17 protein-coding genes and 1 riboswitch are annotated in these 19,632 nt (G+C 27.1%); of the genes, 6 read left to right on the top strand and 11 right to left on the bottom strand.

The window, feature by feature from the left end; all coding sequences use genetic code 11:
* Window positions 1-570: 570 nt before the first annotated feature.
* The gene (locus JWF52_RS17815) at window positions 571-1,809 is read left to right on the top strand and encodes an NAD(P)-dependent oxidoreductase (RefSeq protein WP_208334830.1); all 1,239 of its coding nucleotides are present in this window, start codon (window positions 571-573) and stop codon (window positions 1,807-1,809) included.
* 73 nt (window positions 1,810-1,882) lie between these two features.
* Here the strand turns inward: JWF52_RS17815 and JWF52_RS17810 are convergent, their stop codons facing one another.
* Window positions 1,883-3,406 (bottom strand): FAD-dependent oxidoreductase, encoded by a 1,524-nt coding sequence (locus JWF52_RS17810; protein ID WP_208334829.1) that lies wholly within the window; start codon window positions 3,404-3,406, stop codon window positions 1,883-1,885.
* A gap of 96 nt (window positions 3,407-3,502) precedes the next feature.
* On the opposite strand from JWF52_RS17810, the gene JWF52_RS17805 reads away from it, so the two are divergent.
* Window positions 3,503-4,477: a tocopherol cyclase family protein gene (locus JWF52_RS17805; RefSeq protein ID WP_208334828.1), complete on the top strand. Its 975-nt coding sequence runs from the start codon at window positions 3,503-3,505 to the stop codon at window positions 4,475-4,477.
* A 42-nt stretch (window positions 4,478-4,519) separates the two neighbouring features.
* On the opposite strand, the gene JWF52_RS17800 is transcribed toward JWF52_RS17805, so the two are convergent.
* The 4 genes from JWF52_RS17800 to JWF52_RS17785 form a co-directional block, all read right to left on the bottom strand.
* Window positions 4,520-5,137 carry a DUF488 domain-containing protein gene (locus JWF52_RS17800; protein ID WP_208334827.1) on the bottom strand — a complete coding sequence of 206 codons (618 nt, stop codon included), beginning with the start codon at window positions 5,135-5,137 and terminating at the stop codon, window positions 4,520-4,522.
* A gap of 241 nt (window positions 5,138-5,378) precedes the next feature.
* The gene (locus JWF52_RS17795; protein WP_208334826.1) at window positions 5,379-6,068 is read right to left on the bottom strand and encodes a radical SAM protein; all 690 of its coding nucleotides are present in this window, start codon (window positions 6,066-6,068) and stop codon (window positions 5,379-5,381) included.
* A 10-nt stretch (window positions 6,069-6,078) separates the two neighbouring features.
* Window positions 6,079-6,642 carry a biotin transporter BioY gene (locus tag JWF52_RS17790; protein ID WP_208334825.1) on the bottom strand — a complete coding sequence of 188 codons (564 nt, stop codon included), beginning with the start codon at window positions 6,640-6,642 and terminating at the stop codon, window positions 6,079-6,081.
* A 1-nt stretch (window position 6,643) separates the two neighbouring features.
* Window positions 6,644-7,609 carry a nucleoside hydrolase gene (locus JWF52_RS17785; RefSeq protein WP_208334824.1) on the bottom strand — a complete coding sequence of 322 codons (966 nt, stop codon included), beginning with the start codon at window positions 7,607-7,609 and terminating at the stop codon, window positions 6,644-6,646.
* Window positions 7,610-7,710: 101 nt separating this feature from the next.
* Window positions 7,711-7,755: riboswitch (PreQ1 riboswitch) on the bottom strand.
* Between the two features lie 282 nt (window positions 7,756-8,037).
* Here JWF52_RS17785 and JWF52_RS17780 point away from each other — a divergent pair.
* Genes JWF52_RS17780 through JWF52_RS17775 form a run of 3 tightly spaced genes read left to right on the top strand, consistent with a single transcriptional unit; the run spans window position 8,038 to window position 10,001 of the window.
* Entirely contained in the window at window positions 8,038-8,610 is a 573-nt protein-coding gene (locus tag JWF52_RS17780; protein WP_208334823.1) for an accessory gene regulator B family protein, read from the top strand.
* Between the two features lie 3 nt (window positions 8,611-8,613).
* Window positions 8,614-8,742, top strand: coding sequence for a hypothetical protein (locus tag JWF52_RS19500; RefSeq protein WP_286184261.1), 129 nt, complete (start codon window positions 8,614-8,616; stop codon window positions 8,740-8,742).
* A 2-nt stretch (window positions 8,743-8,744) separates the two neighbouring features.
* Complete coding sequence (locus tag JWF52_RS17775) at window positions 8,745-10,001, top strand: sensor histidine kinase (RefSeq protein ID WP_208334822.1); 1,257 nt, start codon at window positions 8,745-8,747, stop codon at window positions 9,999-10,001.
* A 55-nt stretch (window positions 10,002-10,056) separates the two neighbouring features.
* Here the strand turns inward: JWF52_RS17775 and JWF52_RS17770 are convergent, their stop codons facing one another.
* From JWF52_RS17770 to JWF52_RS17755, 4 genes are all read right to left on the bottom strand, one after another.
* Window positions 10,057-10,881 carry a carbohydrate ABC transporter permease gene (locus JWF52_RS17770; RefSeq protein WP_208334821.1) on the bottom strand — a complete coding sequence of 275 codons (825 nt, stop codon included), beginning with the start codon at window positions 10,879-10,881 and terminating at the stop codon, window positions 10,057-10,059.
* Window positions 10,882-10,901: 20 nt separating this feature from the next.
* A complete protein-coding gene (locus JWF52_RS17765) occupies window positions 10,902-11,864 on the bottom strand; it encodes a carbohydrate ABC transporter permease (protein WP_208334820.1) in 963 nt (320 codons plus the stop codon).
* A gap of 84 nt (window positions 11,865-11,948) precedes the next feature.
* On the bottom strand, window positions 11,949-13,238 hold the full coding sequence (locus JWF52_RS17760; RefSeq protein ID WP_208334819.1) for an ABC transporter substrate-binding protein: 1,290 nt from the start codon (window positions 13,236-13,238) through the stop codon (window positions 11,949-11,951).
* A gap of 56 nt (window positions 13,239-13,294) precedes the next feature.
* Complete coding sequence (locus JWF52_RS17755) at window positions 13,295-14,581, bottom strand: Gfo/Idh/MocA family protein (RefSeq protein WP_208334818.1); 1,287 nt, start codon at window positions 14,579-14,581, stop codon at window positions 13,295-13,297.
* A 180-nt stretch (window positions 14,582-14,761) separates the two neighbouring features.
* Between JWF52_RS17755 and JWF52_RS17750 the strand changes: the two genes are divergently transcribed.
* Complete coding sequence (locus JWF52_RS17750; RefSeq protein WP_208334817.1) at window positions 14,762-15,931, top strand: AraC family transcriptional regulator; 1,170 nt, start codon at window positions 14,762-14,764, stop codon at window positions 15,929-15,931.
* Window positions 15,932-15,975: 44 nt separating this feature from the next.
* Here JWF52_RS17750 and JWF52_RS17745 read toward each other — a convergent pair whose 3' ends face one another.
* A complete protein-coding gene (locus JWF52_RS17745; RefSeq protein ID WP_208334816.1) occupies window positions 15,976-18,423 on the bottom strand; it encodes a cell wall-binding repeat-containing protein in 2,448 nt (815 codons plus the stop codon).
* A 108-nt stretch (window positions 18,424-18,531) separates the two neighbouring features.
* Window positions 18,532-19,488 (bottom strand): alpha/beta hydrolase, encoded by a 957-nt coding sequence (locus tag JWF52_RS17740; protein WP_208334815.1) that lies wholly within the window; start codon window positions 19,486-19,488, stop codon window positions 18,532-18,534.
* Window positions 19,489-19,632: the final 144 nt, after the last annotated feature.

Genomic DNA, 19,632 nt, shown 5'->3' with positions numbered 1-19,632 from the left:
TTTTTTTCATAATATTAAAAAGCTTCTTTAACAATTAATTCGTCCTCCTAAAAATGTATATCTTTTTTATAAATAAATATTATGCCTTATAATATATTACTAAAATATGACATATTAGTAAACTAACATTATTAAGATATATAAAAAGACTTACTTAAGTATATACCTTTGCATTTACTTAAATTAAGCCTTTAATTTTTATATTATAATATTATTTAAAAATATATTATTAAGCAGTGCTGTGTATAACGATAAATATACTCAAGTTATACACAGCATTTATGTTTTAGTTATTTTTTATCAATATTCTTTTAATACTTTAGTTTTCATTTTATATGCTAATTTTGCTCCAATTATAACTAAATCATATTTTCTTATACAGATTAATTTTCTGAAACTATTTATTTTAACTATTATATAAAGTTTCTATAGTTTAACAAATGATTCGATTTTTTATAAATATGAGATCTTGTTAATAATATGTTTATTGTTTTATAAATACAAATTGTTTGTTATAATATATGAAAAACTGAATTAACTTGTAGTTATATATCGTGAGGAGGCAAATTTATGCTTAGTAATTTAAATGAAGCTAACAAATGTATTACCTGTAAAAATGCTCGATGTCAGAAAAATTGTCCTATAGATACTCCTATACCTAAGGTAATTGAATTGTATAAGGAAGGTAAACTAATGGAAGCTGGTAAATTATTATTTGATAATAATCCTTTATCTTCAGTGTGTTCTATCGTTTGCCCTCATGAAGATCAATGTCGTGGAAATTGTATAAAAGGCATAAAGGGAGACCCTGTACGCTTTCATGAAATAGAATATGAGATATCTACAAAATACTTAGAAAGTATGAAAATAGAAAAAGCTCCTAAAAATGGTGTAAAAGTTGCTGTAGTAGGTTCTGGTCCTGCTGGTATTACAGTTGCATTTGAACTTGCTAGTAAAGGATATGATGTAACAATTTTTGAAAAAAATGAAAAAATAGGCGGTATATTAAGTTATGGAATACCAGAATTTAGATTACCTAGAAGCATAGTAGACCTTCTTAGAAAACGCCTTATTGATGCTGGAGTAAAAATAAAAATAAATTCTTTAATAGGACCTGTTATTACTTTAAATAAATTACTTAAAGATGGCTATAAATCAATATTTATAGGAACAGGAGTCTGGAATCCTAAAAGATTAAATATAAAAGGAGAAACGTTTGGTCACGTTCATTACGCTATTGATTATTTAAGAACGCCTAACAGCTATGACCTGGGAAATAAAATTATAGTTATAGGTGCTGGTAATGTTGCTATGGATGCTGCTAGAAGCGCTAAATATTTTGGTTCTAATGATGTTCATATTGTTTACAGACGTGATGTTTCAGATATGAGTGCTACTAAGCATGAAATTAGTGAGGCTAAAGATGAAGGTGTTTTATTCGAAACATTCAAATCACCAGTTGAAATAGTTGATGAAGGTATAATACTTGAAGATACTAAAAAAATCGTTAATGAAGATGGTTCAACTTCACTTATTAGCATTGAAGGTAGTCAAAAGCTTTATAAATGTGATAGTGTTTTAATAGCAGTAAGTCAGGTACCTAAAAATAATATAGTTATAAATAACAAAGGTCTTGATGTTAAACATGGTGGTCTACTTTTAACAAACGAAACTGGTCAAACAACTCGTGAAGGAGTATTTGCTTGTGGTGATGTTACTCATGGTGCTAGAACAGTTATTCAAGCTGTTGTTGATGCTAAAGAAGTATCTTTATCGATGGATCATTATTTACAACAATTTATCAAATAGAAAATTCGATTTTAATATAAAATGCAATATTAAAAGTACTGTAGATAAATTTTATCTACAGTACTTTTTTATATTAATATAATTTAGGATCTACTTTATTCTTACCTTCTCCATATCTCTTTAAAGGTCTAAGTGCTGGACCTTCTAGTATATTGCCCTCATAATTAAATCTCGACCCGTGACATGGACAATCCCATGTTTTTTCAGCAGAATTAAACTTTAGCTCGCATCCTAAATGAGTACAAGTTATATCCACTACATATAGCTCTCCATCATAATTTCTGTATGCTCCATATCTTTTTCCATCAATATTTACAATTTTACCTTCACCTTTTTCTCTAGGCATTTCTTCACTACCAAACTTTAACTTTCCAGATATATAGCTGATTCCTACATTTAAATTTTCTTTTATAAAATCTGTATTTAAATAACTTCCTTTTCTTGTTGGTTTGAATATTTCTTCATATTTAGATTTATCCTTAGTTATAAGGTCACTTATTATAATTGCTGATAATGTACCATTTGTCATACCCCATTTTGAAAATCCCGTAGCTACATATATATTATTTTCACTTTTATTTATATATCCAATATACGGCATATTATCAAAACTCATACAATCTTGTGCTGACCATTCATATTTAAAGTCATTAACATTAAAGTTTTCACTTGCATATTGTTTTAAATCTTCAAATATTTCTTCCTCTATTTTTCCTTGACCTGTTTTATGGTCGTTTCCTCCAAATATTAATAACTTTTTACCTTCTCCCTCATAACTTCTAAAAGTTTTTGTTGGTTCTTCTATACTTATAAACATACCTTTTGGAAAGTCAGTTTCTAATGTAACCCCTAACAAGTAAGATCTATCTGCTTTTTCTTTTGCAAAGTAAAGGTTTAACCCATCATACCAAGGAACATGTGAAGCAATTACTATATTTTCAGCCTCAATCTCAGTATTATCTTTAGTTTTTGCTTTGCATACCTTTCCTTTTTCTAAATTAGTAATTGGAGTATTTTCATATATTTTAACTCCTAATTCTACACATTTATTAGCTAAGGCGTCTACATATTGTTTTGGATTAAATTGTCCTTGATTGTTAAAACTAATTGCACCTTTTATGTCCATTGGTAAATCTAATTTATTATGATATTCACAATCTATACCAATTTTTTTACATAGTTCATACTCATCTTTTAAATCTGGTATATAATTTTCATTTTGAGTATACATATATGCTGAAACTTGCTCAAATTTACAATCTATATTATTTTCTTTTATAATATCTTTTACTAAATTTAAAGCTTCATTATTGCCTTCATAATATAATGATGCTATCTCTAATCCATATTTATTATTGATTTCTGAGTATTTTACATCATGTTGTGTAGTAACTTTACCTGTATTTCTTCCAGAACTTCCATATGCAACTTTGTCTGCATCCACTACTACTACATCGACTCCCTGTTTTGCCAATAAATATGCAGTAGTAATTCCTACTATTCCAGCACCTACTATTAGTGTATTCGTTTTTATATTCTTGCCTAGTTTTTCATAGTTCTTAGATTGTGTGCTTAAAATCCAATATGATTGATTCATGTTTATTCTCCTTTTTATATTTAATTAATTCATATTAGTATAATTCCCATGAAAATAAGCAATTATTATAAATAAGAACATATTGGAGGAAAAATAATGAAAAGTTTGATAAATCCTGATTTATATCATGGAATTGGTAAAAATAACAATTTCTTTGAAGGTTGGTATTTTAAAATTGTAGATAAAGATAATTTATATAAATTTGCATTCATACCTGGCATATCTTTTGGAGAAAAGAAATCTGAAAATCATAGCTTTATACAAATAATAGATAGTTTTAATAATGAGTATAAATACTTACGATTTAATGAAAAATCTTTTAAGTTTAATAATAAAAACTTTAAAATAGGAATAAGATCTAATGTATTTTCACTAGATAAAATTAGTTTAAATTTAAAGTATAAAAATAAAACTATAAAAGGCAGTTTATCCTTTAAAAATACAGTTAAATGGAAAGGTAATTTATTAAATCCTGGGAGTATGGGATTTTATAATTATTTATCTTTTATGGAGTGTTACAGTCAAGTTTGCATTCTAAACGGAAATATAATTGGTAAACTACAAATAAACGGAGAATTAGTTGATTTTACTGGTGGTAAAGTTTATATAGAAAAAAATTGGGGTAAGAGTTTCCCTAGGTCTTGGGCTTGGATACAAAGCAATAGCTTTAAAAATCCATCTATAAGTGTCACTTGCTCTTTAGCTACTATTCCATTTCCTGTTAGAGATTTCCGTGGATTTTTAATTGGTGTAACAATTGGAAAAGATTTTTACAAATTTACTACTATAAATAAAAGTAAACTTACTTTAAAAAGTATAGGTCAAGATATTGAGTTAGTTGCAACTAATAAAAATCTAAAACTCACCTTAAGTACTTATACTAATAGAGATAATTTTGTTATATGTATGGGACCTAAGAACGGAAACATGATACCTTTAGTCAAAGAAACTTTATCTGCTAAAGTTTATATGACTTTAGTAGATACTAAAGAAGGCAAAGTTATATATAAAGGTGTTGGTCATAATTGTGGAGTTGAATATGGCGGAAAATTAATAAATATATTGGATTAGCAAATACAAAAGCTTAACATTATGTAATGTTAAGCTTTTGTATTAATCATCTAAATGTTCTATTCTATATCCAATTTCTTTATTTGCTATTTTATAACTTTCTTTTATCATATCATATCTTGATTTTTCATTTCCAAGCAAATTATCAATACTTAACTGATTCCTATCACTAAAATACTTCTCTAGTAGGCTTTCTTCTATATCATCTTGAGATGCTAATGAGTAATCATCAAGTATATGTTTCATTTCAAAACCATAATGTATTAATTCTCTTCCTACTAAAATGCTTCTATGGCATCTTATAGGATCTTGCATTGCACCAAGCAAAGCAATCTTATAACCTTTATTACAACCATCTTTTAATCTATTTATGCCTATTAAAAAATCTTCTTCATTTATTACTTTTTCAAAATCTGAATATCCTTCTATATTATAAGAAATTTTATTTTCTCTTTTAGCTGCAAACTCTTTAGCCATATAAATATATATAAATCCAGCTTTTATCAATGTATTTTTTATTGTATCTTTGTTAAATTGAATATTATATTTTGAATAAGGAGTTCCTCTAATATCAACTACACAATCAATTTTGTAATATCTAAGCATGTCTATTAATTTTTCAACACTATAATTTGAGTGTCCTATTGTGAATATTTCCATTAAAATCCTCCTATAATTATAAGCTTTTTAATTATTTACTTAAGATTAAATTATACCCAATAATACAATTTTTTAATATAAATTAATAAAAAATTCACTTCGCTCATGTCACCAACGATTTATAAATCATGTCCTACACTAAAGCTTAGCGGTTGAAAATTATATTTATCAACAAATCAGATAAAATATAATTTTCTTATATGTAAAAAGCACATTGATAAATTTATCAATGTGCTTTTTATTAATCTCCTACCCCAAAATCTGTATTATTATATAATACTTCTATTTTAGGACTTTCATCTAAAAATTTATATTTTTCTATAAACCATTTTACTAATTCATCATCTCTTTCTAAACTTGTGCTATTGTTTACAAATACATTTATTGTAGCATGTTCAAAATTATTTAAAACTATTTCCATATCTTTATCGATCATTTCTTTTGTCTGGCCTTTTATTCCTACCATCATACATGGTGAATCAAAATGTTCTTTTAACTGTGAAACACTTTTAAATTTAGCATTTTTATTTAAAAATGTATTTCTAAATTCATAGTCAAAGCTCTCTACTCCTATTTTAAAAGTTATTGGTATTTCAAAAAATTCCCTCATTTCTTGTATCTTATTTTTATAAGCCCAATGACTTTCTAAAAATAGTTTTTCTATATTTTTTTCTTTTATTATTTCTTTTATTTTTAATAAAGTAGCCTTTGGCAGTTCAAAACAACTTCCTGAGTTTATAACTTCTAGTACTTTATATTTTCCAGTTATATTTTCTAAAACCTCAAAATTTATTTTATTTATTTCATCTTCTGAGGTTGAATTATCTAATATATAGTCACAAAAACTACATTTTCCCCATATACAAGGAAATCCTTTAAGTAATACTATCTCACGTACATTTTTATTAGTTACTTCACTATATCTATCCATAATATCTCCTTTATTTATTAACTACCATTTGTGATTTAACACTTTTAGGCAATGCATTTACACCTAAACCTACAAATACTACACCTATAAATTTATCTGTATAGTCAGTAAATACTTGTGTAATAAATACACTAAATACGTCTGAAATACCTATAGCCTTTAATATTTGAACTATATATGAAGATCCTGAAGATGTAATTCCTCCAAATAAAAATGCAGCTATACACGCACTTATTATAGATGTTGGTATTGTAAATATTAATACACCAATTGGAGTTTTTATACCTTTTAAGAACCCATTTTTATACATTATACCTGCAAGTAATCCTGTTGCTATTTGAACAGGTGCAAAATAAAGTGAGTATATGTCAAAAGTTATACCACTAACTATACTTCCACAAAGCCCTGTTAACACAGCATATCTTGGTCCAAGTAAACAAGCTATAAATATAGTACCTATAGAATCCATATATATTGGGAGCCTTAAATTAAGAGCTATAAATGCCCCGACTACATTTAATGCTACTCCTAATCCAACCATTGTAACATTTCTAACATTTATACTTTTATTCATGCTATAGCACCCCTTCTACAGATTCTATAACATCCTCATACTCTTTAAATAATCTCTTAAGGAATATCTTCATAAACTGTTTTTCATCAACATTAGTTAGTACATGAGCATTAGGTGTATTTTTATAGAAATTAAATGAATCTACTATAGATTGTCCCATAGCAACTCCATCTTCTACTATTTCAACATAGGAATCAAATCCACTACATAACTTTCTATCGATAAAGTATGCTACTGCTAGTGGATCATTTATTACACACCCAATTATGCCTTCTTGTTCCCAATGGAAATCAATATAAAATCTTGTTATTTCTGTAATGTACTTAGAAGTAGTTTTATCAAGTCTATTAATAAACTCTATAATATTTGGTGTAAGTACAATTTTTCTTGTTACATCAAGTCCTACCATATGGATTTTTTTAGATAAGTTCTTGTAAACGTAATCTGCACCATGAGGATCTACCCAGTAATTAAACTCTGCTACTGGGGAACAATTGCCATGAATTCTAAATGCTCCTCCCATAGATACAAATTCATCTAAGTTATTAAATGCATCTTTATCTTTCATAAGAGCTTTTGCAATATTAGTAAGAGGTCCCAATGCTATAATAGATACATCTTTATTATTTTTTAATGTATCGATTATAAAGTCAACTCCATTTTCTAATATTTCTACATTTACCTCTTCATAGAAATTTTCTCCTACTCCATCTTCTCCATGAGTATCTTGTGCTGTTACAAGCTCTCTTTTTATCGGGTATTCTTCTCCAACATATACTGGTATATTAAGTGAAGAACACATTTGAAGTGCTTTTAGAGCATTTTTTGCTCCTAACCTTGCAGGTACATTTCCACTGCACGTAGTTATACCTACTACATCTAGCTCTGGTGAGTTAATTGCTAGAAGAATTGCCAGAGAATCATCTATCCCTGGGTCACAATCAATTATTACCTTTCTTTTTTGCATGACAATCTCCTCCTTAAAATATTTATAAGGAGAACCTATACGCTTTTTTAACATAAAAAAAGCCGTATCTAAGGGTAATTCTTATATACTGCCACTATATAAATACCTTAGTTTTTTATACTTGGAGGTTCTCGAACAAGTCCTAGCTAATATTTGGGTAGCTAGTATTTTATATTTTAACACAAATTTATACTTATGTTAAATATTTTTATACTACTTTAATATCTATTAAATATCATGATTTATATAGTTTTTATGCATTTTTTTACACTACCTTTTATAATATCAAAAATTTTTACAAAATAAAAGTCTAGTAATGCAAATGTTTTCTTGTATAATTGATAATAAGATAAATTTTAAGTAATTAACTTTTGGGGAAAAGTTTAAAATATTATAAAATAACTTAATTTAAAAGAATGGGAAAATATATGGTTAGAAACTTAATAAAAAAAATTACAGATGATATAGGTAACCATAATAACTTTAGTAAAGAAAAAAAAGAGGAAATAGAGTACAGTTTATTAATAACAGTTTTCGAAATAATAAAGATAATTATTATAATCTCACTATTTTCAATTTTAGGATATTTCAAAGAAATTATAGTTATTATGATAGTAATGTCATTCACTAAGCCATTCATTGGGGGATATCATGAAGATACTCAAGTTAAATGTTTAGTATCATCAATTATAATCTCATCAATGATTCTTTACTTATCTTTAAACAATCAATTAAATTTAATAAGCTTAATTTTATTAAATAGCTTAAATATTTTTGCTATATATAGTAGAGCACCTGTGATTAATGCTGATATGCCTATAACTAGAGTAGATTTAATAAATCGAAATTGTAAATTAGGAGTAATAAATAGCATTATATTTTCTTTAATAGCTCTAGTTTTACATAATATAGGGGTTTATAGTTGCATTATTACATGGACACTCCTTATAGAAGTCTGTCTCATGTTTAATAAAAAAACATTTTTTAAAAGGGAGGAATAGGTTATGAAGATTAAGAAGTTTTTAGGTGGAGTTATGCTTTTATTATCAGCTGTTGTAGTTAATGCTGGTGTAGCATCAATGGCATTAGTAGGTACAGAGGAAATGCCTCAGTCAATGAAGAATAAAAGATAAATATGTTACTAATAGCTGATTTAATTAGTACTATAATTCAATCAATTTTAGTTAGTTATTTTCCATATTATTGTATGAAAAAAGACAATTTAATTCGACAAGAGGGTACTAGTTTAAAATTAGTTGGTAGTGCTTTATTTATATTTCTTTCAATTCAATTTATAAGCATTAAAATAGGAGGAAGTTCTCTTTCTCTTATTTTAATGGATATATTAAATATCCTGATACTACTTTGTTTTTACTTTAAAAATTATAATAGAGTGATAATCTCATATAGTTTAATATCTATTCTATTTATACTAACATCAATTATATTTGGAAATATACACTGGTCATACATACAAGGTCTAGTTTCTATCAAGGATTCCGTTATATCTGAAATAATTGTAATGTATCTTCCTATGTATCTTATAGAAATTTCTATTTTTATATTTATCGATAAAATTTATGAAATTTATAAATTTTTAAATAGAAGAAAATATTCTTTTGAAATACTTTTATTAATTTTATTTTCACTTAATTACATATTGTCTCTGTCTTTAATAATTCATGGTAATGATAATGTAGTTTTAAAAAATATTTTTATATTATCGTTAATAGCCTTTGTAGCTATAGTATGTATGTATTTTGTTAATTTAAAAAAGAAAATGTATGAAATAGATATGCTAAACAAAGTATTAAATGAAAAAAATGATGAATTGAGAAAAATAAAGCATGACTATGGTTCTCAAATATCATACATTAATGGATTATATATAATGGAACAATATGAAAGGTTAGGTATTGTTTTAAAAGATGTTATAAATGGTAACAATAATATTTCCGATAACTTAAAAATTTTATCTAATTCAGAATCTATAATTTCTATTATTGTTACATCATTAATAACTGATGATGTAAATGTAATAGTAGAAGAAGAGTCAGATTTATCTGAGCTTCAAATATCTGAGTATGAACTTCAAAAGATAATTTCTAACATAGTTAACAATGCAGTAACTGCTATGAATGGTAGTGGATTAATCGTTATCAAAACTTATAAAATTTTTAATTCTATATATATAAATATAAGAAATGATGGACCAAAAATTGATGAAAAAATATTAGATAAAATATTTAATCCAGGTTTTACAACTAAGGGAAATAACGATAATGGATTTGGATTATCTATAGTAAAAGAATTAGTAAATAAAAATAATGGTAAAATATCTGTAATAAGTAATGATGATTATACCGAGTTTAAGATTATTTTTAAGATATAAGATTAAAGAATAAAATATAAAGAGAGTAAGTATTAATACTTACTCTCTTTATATTTTATTCTTTACCCGCTGATACTGTCATACTTGCTATAAATTTCTTTTGGAATATACTAAATATCACAACCATTGGTAATACTGATAAAACTGCCCCTGCCATCATCTTTGGATAATGTGTTCCAAACTGACCTATAAATAATCTAAGCCCAGATGCTAATGGTAACTTGTCTGGTGTAGAATTAACAATTAATGGCCATAAGAAGCTATTCCAGGCTCCAAGCCCTCCAAGTATTGCAACAGTCGCTAGTGCTGGTCTTACTATTGGAACCATTAATTTAATAAATATTGTAAATTGAGAAGCTCCATCTATTACTGCCGCTTCTTCCATTTCTCTTGGTATCGATTTAAAATGTTGACGTAATAAAAAAGTATAGTATATACTAAACACTCCAGGTATTACTATTGCCATTAGAGTATTTAGTAGTCCCATTTTTTGTATAATTTGATACTGTGGTATTATATACATTTGTCCTGGAACCATCATAGCTGCCATAAGAAGTAAAAATATAGTGTCTTTAAATTTAAAATCTAATCTTGCAAATGCATAAGCTGCTGGTGTTACTATTATTAGCTGTAAAATAACTGTAAGTACTGTTATTGTTATTGTATTCATATAGTATTGTCCAAATGGAAATTCTTCAAATATTTTCGTGTAATTTTCAAATCTAAATACTTCTGGAAGAATTGTTGGTGGTACAGCTTCTGCTTCTGCTAATGTCTTTACTGATGTAAGTAGCATCCATGCAAATGGCAATACTATAAATATAGCTAATATTGTAAGAGTTATATGCGTAAATATTTTAGAACTCTTCTTTATTTTCATATTATTATTCCCCCTTAATATTACTCATCAGAATAATGTACCCATCTTTTTTGAAGTTTAAATTGTATTAAAGTTATTGTCATTATTATTAAAAATAAAATTACGGCAACTCCAGATGCGTATCCTTTATCTCCTAGCGTAAACCCTAAATCATAGAAGTACCTTGTCATAGTTATTGTACTTTCATATGATGGACTCCCTTGTGGAATTAACATAAATACAACATCAAATAATTGGAATGATCCTATTAATGACCATATAACTATGAAAAATATACTTGGTGTTAATAAAGGTATTGTTATATGTATAAATTGCTTAAATGGAGATGCTCCATCTATTGATGCAGCCTCATAGTATGATTCTGGTATAGATTGAAGTCCACCTAAAAGAATCATTATTTTATACCCTAGCCCTCCCCATATAATAAATATCATTATTACTACTCTTGCTAAATCTGGATTTGAAAACCACATTTGACCTTCAAGTCCTATAAGTTTTAGAACTTGATTCACCAACCCGTACTCTGCATTAAACATCCATTGAAAAACTAATGTTGATGCTGATGCCATTGTAACAACTGGTAAGAAATACAATGTACGATATATACCTTTTCCTCTTATATTTTTATTTAATAAATTAGCAATGCATATAGAAATTATGACCATTATAGGTACAGTTACTATAACATATAAAAAAGTATTTCCTACTGCCTTAAAAAATAATGGATCCTCTAATAATCTTTTAAAATTATCTATTCCTACAAAATCCCATTGTCCAAAAGACCCTAAATCAGTTAAACTATAAAATAAATTCAATACAAATGGTATAAAGTTAAATACTACTACACCTATTAAAAGAGGTAATATAAACATGTACCCTGTTATATTTTTTCTCATCTTCTTTTTAAATTTAGATTTTTTTCTTAATTCTTTATCTTCATAAGTATTATTTTTAGAATCAATATTCTCTACTTTAGCGCTCAAATCAAGCTCCTCCTTAAACATATATCTTATTATTAAAAGAATACAGATTCAAAATAAGAATCTGTATTCTTTTAAAGTAATACTCTATTTTTTCTCAGCGTCTAATACTTTTTGTATTCCTTCTTGAGTCTTTTTAAGTGCTTCATCTAGAGCCATATTTCCATTTAAATATTCATTAAAATTATCATTTATTACTTTATCCCATTTAGATGTATCGAAACTATTTGGTAGAGGCATCGCTCCTTGTGCAGCATCTGTAAGTGGAGTGACATCTATTCCTAGTTGTTCCTTCATAGATGATGAAAATACATCTTGAACATCTTTACGAGATTGAGGAACTGATGCTAACTTTGTATATTTTTCCATAGACTCTTTACTTGACATAAATTTTATAAAGTCAAATGCTTCTTTGGGATGTTTACTATTTGAAGATATTGCATTTCCTAAACCATGTATAACAGTACTTCCTTTAGCTTTTTCATTAATTTTTGGTATTTGATATATTTCAAAATTTCCAGCAACTTTTGCTTGTTCTGGATCTGAATATCCAAGTATGTGATATGAGCCTGCTTGTATTGCTAAAGCTTTATTTGATTTAAATATTGTACTAGTTTTTAATTCTCTATTTAAATCTATCGGTGTATGTAAGTCACTAGTTGCTAATTCAAAATATTTCTTAAACCCGTCTTCTGTTTCATGAGAATTTATCATTGCCTTTGTCTTATCATCGCTTAATATAGTTCCTCCTGCTGCTGCAACTTCATTAAATACACCTAATTGATTACTTTCAGTTGTAAAAGTAGTTATTGGATATATATCATTTGGTAATTTAGTTTTAGCATCTTGTAACCAAGCCATCATTTCATCCCAAGTCCAATTTTCTTTAGGTTTCTCTATACTATACTCTTTCATTAACTCTGTATTTACTAATAATACATTTGCATCCCAAAACGTTGGAATTGCATATTGCTTTCCATCTTTATTATATAAACTAGTTAAATTTTCAAGATAATCATCCATATTAATATTATTTTCTTTTATCATATCAGTCATATCAGCTAGCATACCACTACTAGAATATAAGTTAAAGTTAGTTGCATTCATCCACAATATATCTGGTGCAGAACCTCCAGTTGCTGCTGTTTCCATTTTAGTCCAATAATCGCCAAATGAATATTGTTCTAATTTTATATCTATGTTTGGATTTTTATCTTCATATTCTGTTATTAATGTTTCTATAGCCTCTTTATGCATCGGATCCCAAGTTGCATATCTTAATTCTATTTTGTCGCTTCCCCCTGTAGAACTACATGCTGTTAAACCTAATATTGACATTAGTAATGCGCTTGCTATAATACCTTTTTTAAATAACATAATAGCTCTCCCCCTTTTTAATAACTGTTTATAGTTATCTAATAAATTTTAACTTATTAATTTTTAACAGTTATATCATTTATGGCTTTCTTCCAAAACGCTTGTACATCAACAACCTCTTTATTTAATCTTGAATGTTCTGCAGCAAATGCCATTATATGACTTTCTACAGATTTAGTTGCGCTAGTTTTACCTTCTCCGCCATTTTCAGAAACTAACTTTACAAAATCTTCCATTATACCATGATCCCCTCCACCATGACCTCCTACAACTTCTTCGGGTGTTATAGTCTCTATCATATTCTGTCCATATTTTCTAAACCTTTTAATCTCTATAGTATTTTTAACATGATTTCCCCCAACCTCACCATGAGTAAACATCAATTTTATAGTTCTGTTGCATTCTTCTGTAAATGCAGATAAGTTAAATGTTGCCGTTACTTCATCTTCAAATTCTAATATTGTAACCATATGATCTACAACATTATTATCACATTTATATACACATCTTCCATAAGGACCTGTTCTTAGAGCTTCTTTTAAATTTTCCTTTGTAGGTATTGGATGAACTATTTTAGCAAATATTGGTTTCTCTGATAAATATAATTTTTTAGCAGAATACGGACATTTTTTTTCAACTTCCTCTTTACAATCTAAGCATCTATCTGCCATTCCATCTTTAAAGTTTTTAACCCTCATATGAGTTAAGTGTCCAAATGATGATACGCTAGTACACTTTTTATTTGTTAACCATAGCAATATATCCATATCATGACAACTTTTAGCTAATATTAGTGGACTTGTTTCATTGCTATTTCTCCAATTTCCCCTAGTAAAACTATGAGCAAAATGCCAATATCCTATATTCTCATTATGTTGTATACTTACAAGTTCACCTAATTCTTTACTATCTACTATTTCTTTTAATTTAGAGAAAAATGTTGTATATCTAAGTACATGACATATCATAAATACTTGATTAGGAAACTCTTTTGCTAACTCTCCTAGTCTAACTATATCTTCTAGCCTATTAGACATAGGTTTTTCAAGAAGTATATGATACCCTTTTTCCAAAGCTAATTTTGTTGGTTCATAATGAGACTCATCATTATTAGCTATTATTATCGCATCTGCTAATCTATCCTTTTCTAATAAATCTTCCCAGGTTTCAAATACATTTTCATCATTTATATTGTATTGTTTTTTACATATATCTCTTCTTAATTCGTGAGGTTCTGCTACTGCTACGACTTCTCCTAATTCTGGATTTTCTTTTAAGTATGGAACATATGCATGCATACCTCTAGCCCCAGCACCTATTATAGCTACTGTTATTTTTTTCATATATAATCCCCCTCATTTTAAGCCTTTATCTTTTATTAACTATAATTGTAGTACTATATACATTTTTTGTATTTGTAATTTTCTTTAATGTTTTTATAATTTTTTGTTATTTATTTTGAATTTTCTTGAAATATCTTGTAACATATTATTAATATATATTTTCAAAAAGGAGGATTTAAAATGTTTAAACAAACTGCATGCTTAACATTTGAGAAATACGGAAGTACAATATCTAATTTTCCCTCAAATATTTTAACTTCTAAAGACAAAATCTTTCTAAAACTTAAATCTAAATCTATAGATAATTTATTTATTTCATCTGAAGATACATATGTTAGACTTATAAAAGGAGTTATTCTTATTGTTGTATCTGATAATTTATCTGGCATAAATTTAAACTCTTACATACTAAACAAACAGATTTTATTAAAAAAAGGCACTTTTTATAATTTCATACCTATATCTAAGGACTGCCAACTTGAATTATATCTAGATAATAAATCTACAAATTATATTTCGTTAGAAAATACTTATACTTATAATGAAGTTATTCCTACTATATCTATAGATAAAATATATACAAAATTTTATCAAGAAAAGCCAGTTAATTATTTATTTAAAGGAGAAAAACATTATTTTTGGGAACTTACATTTGTAGATAGAGGTGTTTTATATACAAATGTTGATGGAATAGAATTTAAATTACAACAGGGTGACATATTATTTTATTCTCCTAATCAGTATCATAGCCAATATACTGATGAAAACAAATCCTGTTCTTATCTAACTCTAAGTTTTGACATGAATTTTGAAGATATAGGGCTTCTTTCTAATAAAGTTTTTACCTGTAATAAAAAACTTCATTCTATCATGTATAGTCTTATGGATGAATTACATTCTGATAATTTATATAAAAATGAACTTATAATCTGTCATTTAAAACAACTTATTTTAACTATACTTAGTATGAATATAGAAAAATCTTTAATTAAGCCTAAAAATAGGGTTCAGCAATTTTATGACGATACTCTTTTAGATGATATATTAAAGTTTATTAACAAAAATATTTATGAAAATATAAATATTAGGATAGTGTGTGATGAATTTAATATTAGCACTTCTAAGCTTCATCTTCTCTTTAGAAGTAATCTTGATACTACACCGAAAGCTTATATTAATACTTTAAAGTTAAAAATAGGCAAAGAATTAATAAAAGACTCAAAGTATAGTATTAGTGAAATATCTAATATATTAGGTTTTAATTCAATACATTATTTTTCAAATACCTTTAAAAAGGCTTATGGATTCTCTCCTACAGAATATCTTAGGTCGGTTAATATAAATAATTAAGAGGACCCATATCTAGGTCCTCTTTTATTTGAGTAACTTATAATCTATTTAATTATATTTATACATTCATCAATAACTTCATTATCCATACCACCTAATTGAATCAATTTAGTTGCATTTTTAACTGCAGACTTATCGCTTCCTTTTTTAGCTAATATGACAGGATAATTTTTTGCCAAAGGAGAAACAGTAAGAGCATCAACTAAAATATCTCCTTTAGATATATAAAATTCATTTGTACCTTTATAGAATTTTTCAACTACTGCTTGATTAGTGGAATATCTATCTAATCCGCCTAGTCTCGTTGCTTTAGTTTTATTTACTATAGACTGATCCATTACTGATGTTGAGCCTATAACATAGTTTTGTACATTATTTGTATTATAAGTTAAATCTTTACCATTTGTTAATATGATCGGTACTCCATCTCTACTTGCAACAGATGATACACTCATTGCATCTGCTTCACCTTTATATCCATTCACTAAAAATACCTTATCAATATTTTTTATTTTCTTTATCTCATTAGCTACCTCATAACTAGTTTTTAATCTATCTATTCCTCCAAGTCTTACAACTTGTATACTATCTGATTTTAATTTATCTTCTACAGCTTTACTTACGGCTGATGTACTTCCTATAATATAAACTTTATTAACTCCTTTAAGTCTTGACATAGTATCATTTGGTATAGAGTCAGTTTTTGTTAATAGTATAGGAGCATTTGTAGCACCTGCTAAACCACTTGCACTTAAACCATCTGCCACTGTGTTATCTGCATTGACTAATATTGCTGTATTATAATTTTGATGATCTGCTATAAGACCTGCTGTCTCATATCTATTTGAACCTTTTATTTCATCTATAATCAGGTTAGATTCTGCTTGGTTTATAGTGTTTATACTACCTTGTCCTACATATCCTTTAACTGTAAAATCATGACTTCCTGGTATTGGATTAGTTACACTTGAAGGTATCACTCTATCTGGATTTATTTCTATATTTGATCCACGATTATCAGAAATTATTGTAACATGCCCTTTTGATGCATTATATAAATTTTTCCCATTTTTATCGTTTACTGATGTTGATGTATTAAATACACCAAGTCTATATCTATTATAATCATCATTTATACCTAACGAAGATAAATAAACATCCATTTCATTCATAAAGCTGGCTGCCTTCTCTCCCCAAAAAGGATCTGATGCATATTTTACATTATTTCCTAAATTTTTATTTCCTACGTTACTTCCATAGTATTTATAACTTTTTGGATTCAAATATCCATTTGACATCCAATCTCTAGCAAATTCATCAATACACACTTCTATGCTTTCAAATTTCTTTGCATCTTGGGGACTAGAATCTTTAGCATTTAATCCAAATATATTATTTTTTTCCTTAGCAAGTTTTGAAGTTCCTCTAGCCGATTCATTCATAGCTATACCAATCATATAAGATGCATTAACCCCATATTTATTTTGAGCTTTTATAAAATATTTCCCAGCTCCTTTTAATACACTATCTACTGGAGTTTTGCTTTCAAAGTATTTATTTATATCATCTGCACTGTATGATGATTTACTTCTTCCTGATAGATATTGATAGTAATTATAATATGGATTATTACTATTTACTGCATTGTTATGATTATTTGATTTTGCATCAGATATTAAATTTTCTATATCAGTATAAAAATAGTTTCCATCATAACTATAATATCTTTTCCCTGATACCATGAATGATGGCGCTTTACCTATACTTCTTTTGCTTCCATTATTACCCTCTACATTAGAACTTATATAGTGGTTTAGTTGCCCATTTACAGTTTCATAATAACTTAGATTTTTGGCTTGATTTATAGGTAGTAATACTATATTAACACCATCTTTGTCAGCTTTTTCTATCCAACCTGTATACCCTGATATCTCTACTTTTACCATATCTGCAGTCTCTTCTATTACCGGTACATCGTCTATAAATCCATGGTTTATATATGTATGAGCATCTGACTTGTTTGCATTTGGATACACATTTGTTGTGTAATTCATTGAATCTTGAGATATCCCTTCTCCTATTTTAACGATACGCCCTATTGAGTTTGTTGTATACGCTACCATACCATCACTATTTATAACAGTTGGTATAATATTTTGAGATACATATTCATTTTCTAAACTATTCGCTATATTTACTGCATTATCTAAAGTATCAGTTCCTTCTACAAATGTATACGAACCATTTGCATGAGCTAGGGCAACTTCGTAATTTGAATCTGTTTTTAGTTTGAAATAATTAATACTAGATAACTCTTCTAAATCTTGTTGTACTTCTTCTGGAGCATAATTATAAGATTGGTATATCCTTGGTATTGATTTTTGATATGTTTGATACTCATTATTTTCATTTGCATAAGATAATGGAACTATGCTATTAAAAGCAATAGCACTAATAACTATACTTGCACAAATATTTTTCTTTAGTTTCATAAAATTCCCCCTAATTATAATAAAATTTCTATGCATAAATTATAACATAGTTTTATTTATAAACTAATAAAAGTACCTAATTAAAGGTACTTTTATCTATATCGACATTTATTTTTTAAAAACATATTTATCTATAAATGAATATATTCGATTAAAATATTCATCTCCTAATATATCGTATCCATTTACATGTTGAACTCCATCTATTAGCCAAAGCTCTTTTTTATTGTGTGGTATACTATCATATATTATTTTACTACTTTCTGGGGCACACACTTTATCTTCCTTACCATGTATTAAAAACACTGGTACAGTTATATTCCTAACTGCTTCATATGGCTTTACATCGTCATAACTAAATCCTGATTTCATTTTTGTATATAAATTACCCATAAACTTTGCATAGCTAATAGGTAAAAATGGTATATTTTCCGCTTCTATTCCTAATCTTATAGCGTCTTCCATTTCATGATATGGTGAATCTACTATATAGAAGTCTACATACTTATTTTTTTCATTTATTTCAGAATGCATTAAAACCGTTCCTGCTCCCATAGAATGTCCATGAGCTCCTAATTTTCCTTTAGGATATCTTTCTTTAACAAACTTAGCTACACTGTCTAAGTCAAACTTTTCATATAAACCAAATGTATAATCATCCCCTCCAGTGTTTCCTGTATGCCTTTGATTATATATTACAACGTTATATCCTCTTTCAAGATATTCAAAGGCTTTCTCTAAATATTCATAGTAGTAGCTTTCTATACCATGTACTAATATAATTGTATTTTCTGTTTTAATATTTGACTTTATAAACTTTGTTTCTACATCATATCCATTCTTTGGTGATTTTATAGATAAATCTTCATATTTATAATTTTTAAGCCTATCTAATGGTTTATTTTCTCTATTTGAAAATACTTCTAAAACTTCTTCATTTTTTATACTTTGTTCAGATCCAACCGATCCATCATAAACTAAATATCCTACTACATAAGATACTATTAAAAATAGTATGGTTATTATTGATACACTTATAATTGCTATTTTCTTTTTACTTTTCATATATTACTCCTTACTTTTAATACTATTACCTGATGCTAAAACTAAGTATACATTATTTTTTTACTTTTTTCTACATGTTTTTAATTTTAATACATTCATGTCTATACACTGTGTCTTTATTTTCAAAATAAAAGGCTATAGATT

The sequence above is a fragment of the Clostridium sp. CCUG 7971 genome, assembly GCF_017590215.1.
Classification (GTDB): domain Bacteria; phylum Bacillota; class Clostridia; order Peptostreptococcales; family Peptostreptococcaceae; genus Faecalimicrobium.
Note: the sequence above shows the minus strand (reverse complement) of the source record. Positions and strands in the feature narration are given on the sequence as shown.

Excerpts from the sequence above, each read along its gene's own strand:
- JWF52_RS17815 (WP_208334830.1), top strand. The coding sequence starts at position 571 with ATGCTTAGTAATTTAAATGAAGCTAACAAATGTATTACCTGTAAAAAT.
- JWF52_RS17810 (WP_208334829.1), bottom strand. The coding sequence starts at position 3,406 with ATGAATCAATCATATTGGATTTTAAGCACACAATCTAAGAACTATGAA.
- JWF52_RS17805 (WP_208334828.1), top strand. The coding sequence starts at position 3,503 with ATGAAAAGTTTGATAAATCCTGATTTATATCATGGAATTGGTAAAAAT.
- JWF52_RS17800 (WP_208334827.1), bottom strand. The coding sequence starts at position 5,137 with ATGGAAATATTCACAATAGGACACTCAAATTATAGTGTTGAAAAATTA.
- JWF52_RS17795 (WP_208334826.1), bottom strand. The coding sequence starts at position 6,068 with ATGGATAGATATAGTGAAGTAACTAATAAAAATGTACGTGAGATAGTA.
- JWF52_RS17790 (WP_208334825.1), bottom strand. The coding sequence starts at position 6,642 with ATGAATAAAAGTATAAATGTTAGAAATGTTACAATGGTTGGATTAGGA.
- JWF52_RS17785 (WP_208334824.1), bottom strand. The coding sequence starts at position 7,609 with ATGCAAAAAAGAAAGGTAATAATTGATTGTGACCCAGGGATAGATGAT.
- JWF52_RS17780 (WP_208334823.1), top strand. The coding sequence starts at position 8,038 with ATGGTTAGAAACTTAATAAAAAAAATTACAGATGATATAGGTAACCAT.
- JWF52_RS19500 (WP_286184261.1), top strand. The coding sequence starts at position 8,614 with ATGAAGATTAAGAAGTTTTTAGGTGGAGTTATGCTTTTATTATCAGCT.
- JWF52_RS17775 (WP_208334822.1), top strand. The coding sequence starts at position 8,745 with ATGTTACTAATAGCTGATTTAATTAGTACTATAATTCAATCAATTTTA.
- JWF52_RS17770 (WP_208334821.1), bottom strand. The coding sequence starts at position 10,881 with ATGAAAATAAAGAAGAGTTCTAAAATATTTACGCATATAACTCTTACA.
- JWF52_RS17760 (WP_208334819.1), bottom strand. The coding sequence starts at position 13,238 with ATGTTATTTAAAAAAGGTATTATAGCAAGCGCATTACTAATGTCAATA.
- JWF52_RS17755 (WP_208334818.1), bottom strand. The coding sequence starts at position 14,581 with ATGAAAAAAATAACAGTAGCTATAATAGGTGCTGGGGCTAGAGGTATG.
- JWF52_RS17750 (WP_208334817.1), top strand. The coding sequence starts at position 14,762 with ATGTTTAAACAAACTGCATGCTTAACATTTGAGAAATACGGAAGTACA.
- JWF52_RS17745 (WP_208334816.1), bottom strand. The coding sequence starts at position 18,423 with ATGAAACTAAAGAAAAATATTTGTGCAAGTATAGTTATTAGTGCTATT.
- JWF52_RS17740 (WP_208334815.1), bottom strand. The coding sequence starts at position 19,488 with ATGAAAAGTAAAAAGAAAATAGCAATTATAAGTGTATCAATAATAACC.